We start from the raw sequence: 13,495 nt of genomic DNA on the forward strand, positions 1-13,495 counted from the left end.
CGTTACCTGGACCTTCATTCGCACCGGGCGTGATCTGCACGAGGTTGATGTAGTTGCGTCCGCTAAGCGGCAGATCCTGCACAGACTGATCAGTCACCGTATGCGAGATGCTAGAGCTGTCCGTCTGCAATGCCGGCGTCTGTGCGGTTACCGTCACCGTGGTGGATTCTAATCCCAGCACAAGCTTGGCATCTTCACGAGCACGGTCCCCGGCGTTCAGGGCGATGGATGGGATGATAAAGGACTGAAAGCCAGTTTCTTGGATTTGTACCGAATAGCTGCCAGGGCCAAGCTGGGTAAAAGTGTAATCGCCCGAATCGCCTGAATGTATAGTCCTTGATTCCTTTGTTCCTAAGTTGGTGAGTATCACAGTGGCGTTAGGTACGCTTGCGCCGGTTGTGTCGGTCACTGTTCCAGTTATGTCGCCTGTAGTGCTCTGTGCTGATAGGAAAGGTGTAACTGTGAAAGCAAAGCATCCGCTTAGTAAAACAGCTTGCGCTTTTGAGCGGATGCGTAGATACGGGGCCCTTGAAAACATTTGCTTCTTGATGCTGTGCGTCATTGGTTTTCCTCATGCAATGCAGTAGAGCGCGTAAACGACCCTACGGCTGCACTTAGGAGCTTAGGCTGTTTGCTATATGCCTGGCAATGCATGCCTTGACGCGATTCTGCAAACCGCCTGCTGGGCTTATTTAGAGTCATGTACGACGGTATGAATTTCGCTTAGACGAGGCTTGTCTCGTAAAGGAAGGCTGCTCGGCTTTGGTTGCTGAGTGGTGTACCCAGCGTTGGCTGGGTCCGATAACGAGGCTAGGCTTGGTGTTGCTAAATGGAGCGTTAAATTCCTCTGTCATGGAAGCATCGCGCGCACACGCTGTCGTCGGACATGTAGTAACGTCTGGCCTCCTCTTCCTCTAACCATCGCTTCGTCAAACCCAATGCATACTCCTTACTTCAACGATAGGCCTTTTTTATCTTGCTCTCCATATGGGAGGAGCTCAGTTCCTCGCCTGCCTCCAGCCGCTGTGCGCTTTCTTCATCCGAGGAGTCGGACAGCCGCATAGTACCGATGAATCATTCGAACAAAATCGAGCAATCGATGGCGGAGAGTGAGGAGGGAAGGCCCGCTGATCAAGGAGAACATCCATCAGTCCAGCACGCGCCCGACACAGAGCGGGGCGCGTGTCACAGGGGCTTACGGGTGTGCGGAAAGCAAGTTCTTGATCGCTTCGCGGCCAATCATCCGGGTAAGAGCCGTATGCGCTAACGAGCGCCCGTACGGATCTGTGCGAGGGTATCAGGCAACTGATATCCCTACCGCGAACTACTTCAGAAGTGCAACCGCTGAAACGCGCAATGGCGATTTAGCATTAATACCGAAAACCATATGACCCAATCATCGGGCCACCGTTTACGATCAATTCTGTGCAGACACTACAAAAACTTATCTTCTCCTTGGCACTGTTAACGCTCGTCGCGCGAGCACAAACCGTTGCCATTACCCACGCCAAGGTAATCGACACGATAGGCGGCACAATCCAATCCGACACGACCGTAGTCATTGAGGGCAATCGAATCACCAGTGTTGCACGCAGCACCAGGCTCAAACCCAAAACCGGACGGGTAATTGACGCCCATGGCGCATACCTCATCCCCGGTCTTTGGGACATGCACACGCATGTCTACTTCGACAGCACCGCCGCCGATGGCACGGATATCGTTCTGCCACTCTTCCTCGCCAACGGCATCACCGGTATCCGCGACATGGGCAGCGCACTTGATCCTGTTCTCCATGCCCGCGACGAGATCGCCGCACACCGACTTCTCGGTCCCCGCATGTTCGTCTCCGGCCCGATGCTCGATGGCCCTACCTCCCATTACAAGGCAGCCATCGCCATCACAACTCCTGACGACGGCCGCAAGGCTGTCGATATGCTTAAGAGCCGCGGCGCCGACTTCATCAAGGTCCAATCCGGAGTTCCCCGGGAAGCCTATTTCGCCATCGCCGACGAAGCAAAGAAGGTGGGCATTGTATTTGAAGGCCATGTTCCAGACGCTATCCGCGCCTCTGAGGCTGTCGCCGCTGGCCAGCACACCTTCGAGCATCTCATCGGCGTCTTTGAGGCCAGCTCTCCTGACGAGACCAAGTACCTTATTGGAAAAAAGACTGTGGGCATGTTCCTTGTTACCTACGACTCCAGACTCGAAGATGGCATCATTCAACTGCTGGCCCAAAACCAGGTCTGGCAGTGTCCGACTCTCTTTTGGGAGCGAGGCCAGTGGCTCGTCGACGCCATCGACTACACAAAAGATCCCGATCTCGCCTATGCTCCCCACTCCTGGGTGGTCAAACATTGGCCTGCGGCGCAAAAGGGAATCCTTAATAACCTGGATGTTGACCCGCTTCCCATCCGCGAAAAGTTCGTCGACCACGAGCTGGACATTGTCCGCAAACTTCATGCCGCCGATGTTCCTTTTCTGGCTGGCACGGACACTCCAGCAGGCGTCGATGTGATTCCCGGCATCAGCCTCCATCTTGAACTGCAACGGTTCGTCGCCGCCGGCTTCACCCCGCTCCAGGCGCTGCAGACCGCTACTCTCAACCCGGCGAAATTCTTCAACCGGCTCAATGATTTTGGAACGGTCAAGCCAGGTCGATTCGCCGATCTCGTCCTCCTGGAAGCGAACCCTCTTGCCGACATCGCCAACACGCGAAAGATCAAGGCCGTCGTCACCGACGGCCACTATCTGTCGCAACAAGATCTAACTCAGCTTCAAGCCAAGCTCAAACAACTCGCAGCCACCAGATAGAACGTGGACTTACTTTCTACGAGAGGATCATCGGAATATCTCACTTCCCGTCACTGCACATCAGGAATGGCAATACCACAGCGCCAAGCCATTCCTATACTCTGGGTGCATCCTGAAGTATCCTGATCGACGCCAAAGACCTTCGATGAAGTTTCGTTACACAAAATAAACGGGTTATTGCTATTTGAGGATAAAACTTTATTATCATTCAACAGCCGGGGGGAACTCAAGCTATTGAGTACAGAAGATTTTGCATGATCGAGATCCGGTAGGCGGAGGACGATTTTCCTAGGAACAGGTTTCCTGGCCTTTTGGGGCATATGAGCGGCCTCCTCTGCCGCTGACATGTCCACGACTTATGAATCTGTTCCTTGGTCCTCAAACGAATAGCGCTCGATAAGCGCACAGGCGATTCCCACCATTTGAACTTGCTGCAGGCGGAGTCACAACTATTCGTAGTTGCCGGAAAGCCAGTATTTTGTGCAGTTCGATTCGGGAACCGATCCAGCCCAACACAGATTGTAGGCAAATTGGGTGAAAACGAACCCGCACCGAAGCGACCTACATGAAGCTCCAACCTGACACTTACACCTTCCACGCCGCTGCCTCGAATGGTGGTTTGGTTTGGCGTAGCCGGCCCGCGCAGCCGTACCTGATGTTCGGTCATGCCAACCTGGGCGAGTGGTGGATCGATATACAACGCATGCACCGGAATGCGATCGCTCACTTTACGCGAATCGTGATCGAGCAGGTTGGCCGCGACGATTTCGAAGTCGTTGTAGGCAGGTGAGTAAACCCACCACGTCCATTGCAATCGCCGAGAGCCCATATCCCCGGGACGGCGGTACACAGCCGGTCGTAGACCGGGATATAGCCGTCCTCGTCGACCGAGATGCCGGCAGCCTCCAGGCGAAGATCGTCCGTGTTCGGGGTATGCCCCATCGCCAGCAGAACGTGAGACGCCTCAACTTCCTGCTCATCGTCGATGCAACTCACGCCCACCACCAGCCCGTCGCCTCCGTGGATCAGCGAGATGCACTCCGCGTTGAGCCGCACGCGAATCCCTTCCGCTTCCAGAATCTCCCGCACCGCCCGCGAAACGTCTTCGTCCTCATGTGCGACGAGCCGCGTCCCACGTTCAACGACGGTAACGTCCGAACCGAAACGCCGGTACATCTGCGCGAACTCCAGCCCGACGTAGCTTACGCCAACCACCACCAGGCTCGGCGGCAACGTACCCAGAGCCAGAATGGTGGAACTCGTCAGGTAAGGCACCGTGTCGACGCCGGGAAGCTTTGGGATCGTTGGGCGCGCGCCAACGTTGAGAAAGATGTGCGGTGCTTTCAATATATCGGGGCCTACTTGTAGCTCCGTCGCGGAGACAAAGTGCGCCGTACCTTGGTATACAGTGCAGCGGTCCATCCCGCGCAGCGATCGCTCGACACTATCACGCGACTTCGCAACGATATCCTGCATGCGCCGTTTCACTCGGCGCATATCCACGGTTACCGCGATGCTCGGTGCAACTCCGAAGTCCTCGGCACTCCTGTTCAGGTGCGCCGCATGTGCGCTCGCAACGAGTGCCTTGGTAGGCGTGCATCCTGTGTTTACACAGGTTCCGCCGAAGAGCTTCCGCTCTACAAACGCGACGGTCCATCCAGCGGCCGTCAGCCTGCCGGCGAGCGAAGGCCTGCCTGCCCGGCCCCACAATGATTGCGTCGAACTCTGTCATGCAACTCTTACTCCTATCCTCTGCGTCGTATCGCGAAGCCGTCCGGCGTGTGATATCCGTTCTAGGTTATCTCCCCTCCACGCGCCCGTCACCACCCGATCGGGTGGTCTTCCGCCGAGTTTCCTGTATGAGTCGATATGGCTTCGCTCATCCCATGAGGTAGCTATTTTTCACCCCTTCCGGGTGGCCCCTTCCGCATTGAACCCGAACATACTCCACCTACTAGCTGATCAAAGTCAGCAACGCAGCAGTACCGATCCCTTCGTGTCGAACGCCCGCATATCGGCATAAGTTCACTCACCGGTCCACAAACTCAAAAGGAGAACATCATGTTCAACAAAATCGTTCACATCGCACTCCGCAACAGCATCGGTCTGGCAGCTGCGCTCATCCCAGCCGCTCCTCTGCTCGCGCAAACGCCCGACCCCGTTGTAAAGAACATTGTCCTCGTCCATGGCGCCTTTGCCGATGGCACCAGCTGGTCGAAGATCATCCCTATCCTCGAAGGTGAAGGCTATCACGTCGTCTCTGTCCAAAATCCTCTCACCTCGCTCGCCGACGATTTAGCCGCCACCCGACGCGCTATCGCTCTACAGGATGGTCCCGTCATCCTCGTCGCCCACTCCTGGGGCGGCGCGGTCATCACTCAGGCAGGCGACGATCCGAAGGTCGCAGGTCTGGTCTATGTAGCTGCCTATGCGCCCAATGTTGGCGAATCGGCGAACGACGCGAGCACTCCGTTTGGCATCACCGAAGGCCGAAGTCTATCCGCGTCGACAGCGAAAAGTTCGCCTACATGACCTCGGACGGCATCCTCAACCACTTCGCCCAGGGACTTCCGATGGAAGAGCGCCGGATAGTGCTTGCCGTACAGGGCGAAAGCTACGGCCCGATGTTCGGTGAGAAGCTGACCGTCGCCGCCTGGAAGACGAGGCCTTCGTGGGTCATCATCGCGGCGAACGATCAGATGCTTCAGCCGGCCATGGAAGAGGCCTCCGCAAAGCGTCTGGGCGCTACTGCGATCACCCTTCAGACCTGCCATCTCGCCATGCTCGAGCAGCCGGCCAAAGTCGCCGCGGTGATCGACCAGGCTGCAAAGACTGCGTTACGCAAATAACGCCACCAACCACCAAAGAGGAGAACTGCCATGTCTAACCAGGCACTCGATACACGCGTCAAGAACATCGTTCTGGTACACGGCGGATGGATCAAGCTGGTCGAAGGTGATCCCACTGTTGCAAAAGATGGATTACCACGTCGTCGCCGTGCAGAATCCGATGACTTCCCTCGCGGATGAAGTCGCCTTCACGAAGCGCATCATCGCGCTTCAGGATGGCCCGCTCATCCTCGTGACCCACTCCTGGGGCGGAGCCGTTATCACACAAGCCGGCGACGATCCAAAGGTCGCCGGGCTTGTCTACATCACGGCTTACGCTCCGGAGGTCGGAGAATCCTCGAACGATGCCGGGAACCTTACGGCTGGACCGCCGGACAAAAGCAGATTCGCCTCGACGCGGAGAAATTCGCCACATTGACCGCGGAAGGAATGCTGAACTACGTCACTGAAGGCCTGCCTATGGAGGAACGTCTACTCGCACTCGCAACCCAGGGCCAGAGCTAAGGCCCCATGTTCGACGATAAGTTGACGGTTGCTGCGTGGAAGACGAAGCCCAACTGGGCTCTCATCTCCACCCAGGACCAGATGCTGGCGCCTGCGATGGAAGCCATGATGGCGAAGAGAATGGGCGCCGTTACCGTGTCCGTGGACAGCTGTCACATGGTCATTCAGCAGGACCCGGCAGAGGTGGCGGCCATCATCGATCAGGCGGCAAGGAACGCGCTCAACAACCACCCAAACGAGTAGCTTACAAAGCCCCCTTGGTGAGGTGTTCATACGAGGCGGGCGGGGTCAGAATCACTTTCAGAAAGAAGAAACCGGCTCAGCATCAAGCAGACTGAGTCTCCACTCCAACGCAACAGTCACCCGCGAGAATCGAGGAGATCATGAGCACACTACTCTGAAAGACGGAACCACGATTTACTACAAGGACTGGGGCACCGGTCAGCCCATCACCTTCTCCCACGGCTGGCCGCTGAACGCGGACGCCTGGGACGCCCAGATGCTGTTCTTCGGCAACCTCGGCTATCGCGTCATCGCACACGATCGCCGCAGCCACGGCCGCTCCAGCCAGACCTGGGATGGCAACGAGATGAACACCTACGCTGACGACCTTGCGGAGCTGTTCGGAGGGCTCGACCTGAAGGACGCAATCATGGTGGGCCACTCCACGGGAGGCGGCGTGGTTGCGCGCTACATTGCGCGCCATGGCACGAGTCGCGTAGCGAAAGCCGTGCTCATCAGCGCTGTGCCGCCGATCATGGTGAAGTCCGAGCACAACCCCATTGGCACCCCGATCGAAGCGCTCAATGCGATTCGCGACGGCGTTGTCAACGATCGTTCTCAGTTCTACAAGGACCTCTCGCTCCCATTCTTCGGCTACAACCGGCCGCGAGCGACGATCTCCGAGGCGTGCGCGAGAACTTCTGGTTCGAGGGTATGCAGAATGGCATCAAGGGCTCCTACGACTGCATCAAGGCGTTCTCTGAAACCGACTTCACCGAAGACCTGAAGAAGATCGATGTCCCAACCCTCGTCATGCATGGAGATGACGACCAGATCGTTCCGTACCCGGATGCGGGCGCGCTAACCGTCAAACTGGTCCCGAATGCGACGCTGAAGGTCTATGCCGGCTTCCCGCATGGCATGCCCATCACGCACGCCGACGTGATCAACAAGGGCTTGCTCGGGTTTCTCAAGAGCTAAGCCCCTCGAGGTCGCGGGGCGCCCGCAACGGCGTCCCGCTTCCCATCACCGCTATTTTTCGCTGAAGCGCGCCATGACATCCTCGCTGATATTTTCCGAAGCAAATTCGAGCAGCCCCCAGTCCGCTGGCATCCAGACTGCTGGCATCTTCCACCCAACTTTCGCGCCCGCTCTGCTTAATCGCCTGAAGTGCTATGGCAGCGAAGAGATTGTCTCGGAGTCCTTCTCCCTCTTCGTCCGTGGCGAGCGCGACGTTGACTGGTTCGTGATTCTCGATGGCGCCGTCGAGATCCTTGAAGGCGTCGGAAATAATCGCGAGGAGCATATCGTTGCACGCTTGACCGACGGCCAGTTCACCGGTGAACTAGATCTCCTAGATAACCGGGAGACCCTGGTTAGCTGCCGTGCTGTCCGGCCCACGCGGTTAATGCGTATATGCCGCGCATCGCTGGCGCAGATCATGCGGTCAGAGACTGAGATCGCCAACCTCATCATGCAGGCCTCCATCAGCCGCAGGGGTAACCTGGTTCAGCAGGCCACCAGCGGGGTCACACTCCTCGGCCACGGGTACAGCATCGACACGATTCGTCTCCAGCGATTTCTCAGCCGCAACGGCTATTGAGAAGCTCGGCGTTAAGACGTTCTTCACTAAGCCGGCCGTCTCTTCGCCCTCGATTCGCTCGGCAGCGGTTCACCCCCATAACCCAGAAAGCTGAGCGGGGTGACGTTCAACGCGTAACAAAGCCGAAAGAGACTCTCTGCGCGTGGCCGAGTGGTGCCTTCCATCCAAGTTCTGATTGACCGACCTGTGCATCCAGTGTATTCGGCCATCGAAGATCGGTTCGCCACTGTCCAGCTTCCGAGACATGACTTCATCGACTGTGCAGGTCCTCGCCATCAGCCTCTTCCAACAGTATCGCAGCCTTTTACCGAGTGCTATCTGGCTCTCATCCTGGACTAATACAGGATGAGAGCCAGTATTATTTGCGAAAAAAACTTCGACCGATGCTTTGCTCTTCGCTGGCTCAGATCATTTACTGTGCTGAGGAAGTGTCAGCACAATCCCCGCACCCAGACGGAAGCTGTTCTGTACATTGGTTGCGCTGTTGGGAAACTGAGTGCGGAGCCAGTCGGCCTGAATAGCGCGAATTGCAAAATGACGTGATAGCCCCAGATCGACGCCGCCACCGACCTGGAGTGCAAATGAGTTATGGCTTGTCTGCACTCCGCCTGCTGATGGGAAGTAGCTGTTCCAGCCGTGGGCTTCGCCGATCAATCCCTGACCGAAGATGGCGAGACTTCGTTTAGGAGATGCGCCTCTCGGTTTGTACCACGTATAACGCGGGCCGAAGGTGGTTGTGAGCATATCGAGTCCGACCCCGCTATTAGCAGCACTTCCGACCTCCGTTCCGGTGATGTTGGCCGCGACTCCCAGACCACGCCAAGTCTGGGTTGAAAGCTCCACACTTCCGCCCTGCTGCCAGAAGGTGGGGGTAGAGACCAGATTGCTGTGCTGCGCTGTGTATGTGACACCAAGATCTACTTCCTGGTGGCCGAGGCTGGAGGTAGTTGCAGGCATTTGTGCTTTCAAACCGGCCGTCAGTAGTAATGGTGCTGCGAGCAGCAGAAAATCTCGAAATGATAAACGCATTCTTTCTCCTCTTATCTACTGCACGTTGAGCGTGGCGTTGACCGAATGCTGCACGGTTCCGCTAGTAGCTGTAATGGTGATGTTGTAGGTCTGGGGGGCGTGACCGAAGAAGCCATTCCCACTACCACAACCGGTGAGGCCAGCCATGGTAACGGCACCTGCAAGTAGGACAAGCACCATCAGGAGATAGCATCCGGTCGCTCGTCCATTTGAGATCAGCTTTTTCCGTTTCGCTCCAAGGAGAGGCAGCAGAAACATCCCAAAAGCGATTGGCGCAACCGGGTTGCCAAGTCTGTTCGCGCTCGCCAGAGGAGCCGTCTGGACGCCCAGATTGACCGGCGCCGGACCCGCGTTGGCCGCGACCGGCGCCGGAGTAAAGGTAGCTGTGGCGCCTGCGGGAAGTCCTGTAGCTGTAAAGCTGACGACTCCGGGATAGGTTCCGCTTGTGGGAGCTACCTGCAGGGCAATCGTTACAGCCTGTCCTGGGATGATCGTCTGGCTCGCTGCCGAGGTTCGCGTCAGGGTGAAGTCGAGAGCTACAGTGGCGCTGACGGTAACCGGCGCGGTTGCACTGGTCGCGCTGCCATAGATTCCTCCTCCTCCTGAGTAGAGAGCCGTGATGTTGTTGTTTCCGGCTGGTAGGCCTCCGGGGATGTTTACGGTGACGGTTCCGTTTGGCCCCAACGTCCCCGTCCCGATCTGGTTGCCGTTGTCGTAGATGATCACGGTGCCGACAGGAGGGGTACTCCCAACAGTCGGTACTGTAACGGTCACGGTTACAGGCTGGCCGACTATCGGTGAGGAGGGACCGACTGTTACGGTCGGAATCCCTGCGATCGGAGATACAGTTACGGATACAGAGGCGCTGATGGCGTTTCCGTAGTTTCCTGCCCCTGGATAGCCTGCGGTGATGGTGTTACTACCTAGCGGCAGGACTGCGGAGATATTTACCGTGACGGTTCCGTTCGGGCCTAGCGTTCCGGTCCCGATCTGGCTGCCGTTGTCGTAGATATTGACCGTGCCGGTTGCCGGTGTGCCGCCGACAGTCGGTATTGTAACGGTCACGGTTGCAGGCTGGCCAACTGTCGGTGAGGAGGGACCGACAGTGACCATCGGCACGCTCACGACAGGAGCCACCGTGACGGATTCAGGAGCGCTGGTTGAGCCTCCGTAGTTTCCTGCCCCCGAATAGCCTGCCGTGATGGTGTTATTACCTACCGGGAGGCCTGCGGGGATATTCACTGTGACGGTTCCGTTCGGACCCAGCGTTCCTGTTCCGATTTGGCTGCCGTTGTCGTAGACATTGACCGTGCCGGTTGCCGGTGTGCTTTCAACAGTCGGCACCGCTACGGTCACGGTTGCAGGCTGGCCAACCGTCGGCGAGGAAGGACCCACTGTCAGCGTCGGTGCACTTGTCACTGTGGCTACCGTCACTGGTACCGATACGCTGGTCGAGCTTCCATAGTTACCATCGCCGGGATAGCCGACTGTAATCGAGGCAGGTCCTGCTGGCAGCGTGCCGCCTTGAATCGTTACTATCACGGTTCCATTTGGACCGAGCGTTCCCGTCCCAATCGGGTTGCCATTGTTGTAGACCGTGACCACACCGGTTGGCGGAACGCTCCCCGTCGTCGGTACAGTTACGGTTACTGCTTCAGGTTGGCCGTACGTCGGCGACGACGGACCAACCGTCACCGTCGGCACATCTGCGGTTGCTTGGGTGATGTTGAACGGATTGCTGGTTGCGGTTAGTGTTTGTGCGGGCGTTATCCCCGCTGGTGTTATTGCCAGCGTCGCGGTCAACGTATCGCCGGTCCCGACCGTATCCCCGCTCAGATCTGCAAAGCCGGCCAGCGCGGGATTGCTAATGACGGTGGGAGCCACCGTGCTTTGCGTCAGTGTTCCATGCAGCGCGCCTGACCCTGTGAAGGTGATCGGGATTGGAATGTTTACCGCTGTTGTGCCGCTTTCGGTTACGCTCATCGTCACCGCTGGTGAGATGGACGTATTGACCGTAGTGTTCGACGGCTGCTGGGCGAACTGGATTGCGGTGTAGTTGGTCTGGACCGCCCCCAGATCGAGTTTGCTGTTGATAGTGCGCGGCAACTGGCGTTCGTCCGTGGTGAGGTCGACCGGTAACTGCGTGGGATCGCCGGTCTCGATTGCAGGGCTGCCGGGTAGTGGAAGCAGAGTCTGCACCGTCTGATTCAGACCGTTGTAAGCCAGTGGGCCAAGCATGACCTGCGCCGCCGTGATGGGCGCGCCTGCGGTGCTGATTGAGTTGAAGGGGGTCTGTGGACCGCATGAACTGCAATCGTCGCCCGGCGACACAACCTCTGTGTTGCCTGCCACCAGACTGTTGGTCACAGTCATCGTGCCAGTGCTGGTGGATATGCCGCCACCTGTGCCAGCGGCATTACCGGAGACAGTGCTGCTCGTGACCACCGCCACGCCCTGGTTGAAGATGCCGCCACCGCTGCCGCTGCCTGCGGTACCGGGAGCGTTGTTGCCGGAGAAGGTGCTGTTGGTCACCAGCAACGCGCCGAGGTTATAGATACCGCCGCCGTTGAGGGCGTTGTTTCCGGAGAAGGTGCAGTCGGTCACGGTCGCGCTGCCCGCTGGGTTCGTATTGGCAAGACCGCCGCCGGAAGCTCCGCCAGTAGCGGCATTATTGGAGAGAGCGCAGTTGGTCAGCGTCAACGATGCGCCACTGTTGTTGATACCACCGCCATTGCTGCTGGAGCTGCCATTGGCGATGGCGAGACCGGAGAGGTTCGCTGTGACCCCGCTGGTGATATTGAACACCGGCACAGCTCCATTGCCGGAGACCGTCAGCAGGTTCGCACCCGGCCCCGTGAGGTTGACGTCAGCGGTAATGTCCGGCAGTGCGCTGCTCAGGGCAACCGTTCCCTGCAGTGTGCTGAGGGGGATAACGTCTCCCGAACCGTGGCTATCTGTCAGTGTGATCGCATCACGCAGCGAACAGGTGTCGCCACCGGTGCAGGTTGTTCCACTGTTGGTGCTGTCGTCGGTGGTGGTGACTATCAGATTGTAGGTCTGGACTGCGCCGAGATCGCTGGCACCGGAGGTTGGACGCGCGAAGCCGCGTTGATCGGTAGCCAGTGTGCTGTTTAACCCGGCCCCGATGATTCCGGTGCCGCTGCTCAACGGCAGCATCGTCGGCGTCGGGCCGCCGTTGTACTGCAGAGGGCTAAGAGGGGGCATGCTACTGCCGATCAGGTTATCGCCGGTGGTGCAGTTGGTTCCTTCGCAATTTCCGCCGGTATTGCCCGCGATGATGCTGTTTGAAACTTTGAAGGTGCCGGAGGCATTGATCGTTGCGCCACTACCAATGTTGCCAACGAAAGTGCTGTTCCGCACGGTCAGAAGGGGCCCGAGTACGCCAAAGATAGAGCTACCATTAGCGGGGGCGCTGTTCCCGAAGAAGGTGCTATTGTTCACCACACCTGTACTGACAAAAATTGCGCCGCCACCAGTGTTGGCCTCACCACTTGCACTGTTATGAACAAAAGTACTGTTGTTTACCGTTAATACAGAGGCGCCTTGGATACTGTATATAGCTGCACCAAGGGTGGCGGTGCCCGTGTTGATGGCCACGTTGTTGGAGAAGACGCAGTTGGTCACTGTCAACAGGCCTGAGCTTCCGTTGACAATGCCGGCCCCAAGTGGAGCGAAGCCATGAGCGATGGTCAGCCCCGAGATATTCACTGTCGTCCCTGCGCCAGTACTGATTACCCCTACAGTATCGTTTCCGGAGAGAGTCAGGAGATTCGCTCCGGGGCCATTGATCGTCACGCTCTTGTTTAGAGGGAGTGTGCTGCCCAGCGTGATCGTCCCGGTTACACCGGAGAAGTTGATCGTGTCACCGCCCGAACCGGTGTTTACCTGAGTGATCGCGTCACGCAGCGAACCTGTACCGGAGTCGGATGTATTGGTGACGGTGAAGGTGGCTGCGAATGCAGTCTGTGACACGATCAGGATCAGGCCGAGCATGGCCATCGCGAATGGAATCTTGAGAAATTGTCCCTTAAAAAGACGCAGAAAAAAATGCGAGGCGCAGGGGGAGGTTGCATTCATCAGAGGTCTCCAAGTCAGGTTGGAACAAATTGACAAATGGGGACTGTGACAAAGTCAACGATCCAGTCCCCAGAAAAAAGTGCAAAGCGAGGGATTTGGATTCTGCAGCTGGAATAAGCTCTAACCTGTGCCCCTGCAACACTTATAAAGGTAGCCGGACCAAAGTAATAGTTGAAATACGGATAACTAATGCAACTTAGGTTGTAGCTGGACTTCCATGTTCAATGAGAAAATCACCCTCCGATTGCGAGTGACGACCATGCTGACTTCGGGGCCAGCGACAAATTCATAAGGCTTGTTTGGTGATGGCGACAAACTCACCACGGGCAATAATCACTCGGCCTGCCAAAGAGCTGAACTTTCAGCGTTTCGTAGCAGC

General features: G+C 57.4%; 10 protein-coding genes and 1 pseudogene. 7 read left to right on the plus strand and 4 right to left on the minus strand.

Going from position 1 to position 13,495, the window contains the following annotated elements; translation table 11 throughout:
- On the minus strand, positions 1-562 hold a 562-nt coding region (locus GSQ82_RS14300), incomplete at its 3' end, for a carboxypeptidase-like regulatory domain-containing protein (RefSeq protein ID WP_174243078.1).
- A gap of 863 nt (positions 563-1,425) precedes the next feature.
- On the opposite strand from GSQ82_RS14300, the gene GSQ82_RS14305 reads away from it, so the two are divergent.
- Positions 1,426-2,811, plus strand: coding sequence for an amidohydrolase family protein (locus tag GSQ82_RS14305; RefSeq protein ID WP_158792914.1), 1,386 nt, complete (start codon positions 1,426-1,428; stop codon positions 2,809-2,811).
- A gap of 723 nt (positions 2,812-3,534) precedes the next feature.
- On the opposite strand, the gene GSQ82_RS14310 is transcribed toward GSQ82_RS14305, so the two are convergent.
- Positions 3,535-4,521, minus strand: a complete 987-nt coding sequence (locus GSQ82_RS14310; RefSeq protein WP_254061651.1) for an FAD-dependent oxidoreductase — start codon at positions 4,519-4,521, stop codon at positions 3,535-3,537.
- Positions 4,522-4,872: 351 nt separating this feature from the next.
- Between GSQ82_RS14310 and GSQ82_RS14315 the strand changes: the two genes are divergently transcribed.
- The 6 genes and pseudogenes from GSQ82_RS14315 (at position 4,873) to GSQ82_RS14340 (ending at position 7,989) form a co-directional block, all read left to right on the plus strand.
- Positions 4,873-5,343: an alpha/beta fold hydrolase gene (locus tag GSQ82_RS14315; RefSeq protein WP_158792915.1), complete on the plus strand. Its 471-nt coding sequence runs from the start codon at positions 4,873-4,875 to the stop codon at positions 5,341-5,343.
- Positions 5,259-5,660 (plus strand): alpha/beta hydrolase, encoded by a 402-nt coding sequence (locus GSQ82_RS14320; RefSeq protein ID WP_371417233.1) that lies wholly within the window; start codon positions 5,259-5,261, stop codon positions 5,658-5,660. Before GSQ82_RS14315 ends, GSQ82_RS14320 begins: the two co-directional genes overlap by 85 nt.
- A gap of 127 nt (positions 5,661-5,787) precedes the next feature.
- Entirely contained in the window at positions 5,788-6,078 is a 291-nt protein-coding gene (locus GSQ82_RS14325) for an alpha/beta fold hydrolase (protein ID WP_174243108.1), read from the plus strand.
- A gap of 92 nt (positions 6,079-6,170) precedes the next feature.
- Complete coding sequence (locus GSQ82_RS14330; RefSeq protein WP_158792918.1) at positions 6,171-6,407, plus strand: alpha/beta fold hydrolase; 237 nt, start codon at positions 6,171-6,173, stop codon at positions 6,405-6,407.
- Between the two features lie 154 nt (positions 6,408-6,561).
- A pseudogene (locus GSQ82_RS25755) lies at positions 6,562-7,367 on the plus strand (alpha/beta fold hydrolase).
- Positions 7,368-7,440: 73 nt separating this feature from the next.
- Entirely contained in the window at positions 7,441-7,989 is a 549-nt protein-coding gene (locus GSQ82_RS14340; protein WP_158792919.1) for a cyclic nucleotide-binding domain-containing protein, read from the plus strand.
- 408 nt (positions 7,990-8,397) lie between these two features.
- Here the strand turns inward: GSQ82_RS14340 and GSQ82_RS14345 are convergent, their stop codons facing one another.
- Together GSQ82_RS14345 and GSQ82_RS14350 are read right to left on the minus strand one after the other, a co-directional pair.
- Positions 8,398-9,018, minus strand: a complete 621-nt coding sequence (locus tag GSQ82_RS14345) for a hypothetical protein (protein WP_158792920.1) — start codon at positions 9,016-9,018, stop codon at positions 8,398-8,400.
- Positions 9,019-9,033: 15 nt separating this feature from the next.
- A complete protein-coding gene (locus GSQ82_RS14350; protein WP_158792921.1) occupies positions 9,034-13,116 on the minus strand; it encodes an Ig-like domain repeat protein in 4,083 nt (1,360 codons plus the stop codon).
- Positions 13,117-13,495: the final 379 nt, after the last annotated feature.

Source organism: Granulicella sp. L60, from assembly GCF_009765825.1.
Classification (GTDB): domain Bacteria; phylum Acidobacteriota; class Terriglobia; order Terriglobales; family Acidobacteriaceae; genus Edaphobacter.

Bases quoted from the DNA above. Each gene is read 5' to 3' on its own strand.
- GSQ82_RS14350 (WP_158792921.1), bottom strand. From the start codon at position 13,116: ATGAATGCAACCTCCCCCTGCGCCTCGCATTTTTTTCTGCGTCTTTTT.
- GSQ82_RS14340 (WP_158792919.1), top strand. From the start codon at position 7,441: ATGACATCCTCGCTGATATTTTCCGAAGCAAATTCGAGCAGCCCCCAG.
- GSQ82_RS14330 (WP_158792918.1), top strand. From the start codon at position 6,171: ATGTTCGACGATAAGTTGACGGTTGCTGCGTGGAAGACGAAGCCCAAC.
- GSQ82_RS14345 (WP_158792920.1), bottom strand. From the start codon at position 9,018: ATGCGTTTATCATTTCGAGATTTTCTGCTGCTCGCAGCACCATTACTA.
- GSQ82_RS14325 (WP_174243108.1), top strand. From the start codon at position 5,788: ATGGATTACCACGTCGTCGCCGTGCAGAATCCGATGACTTCCCTCGCG.
- GSQ82_RS14315 (WP_158792915.1), top strand. From the start codon at position 4,873: ATGTTCAACAAAATCGTTCACATCGCACTCCGCAACAGCATCGGTCTG.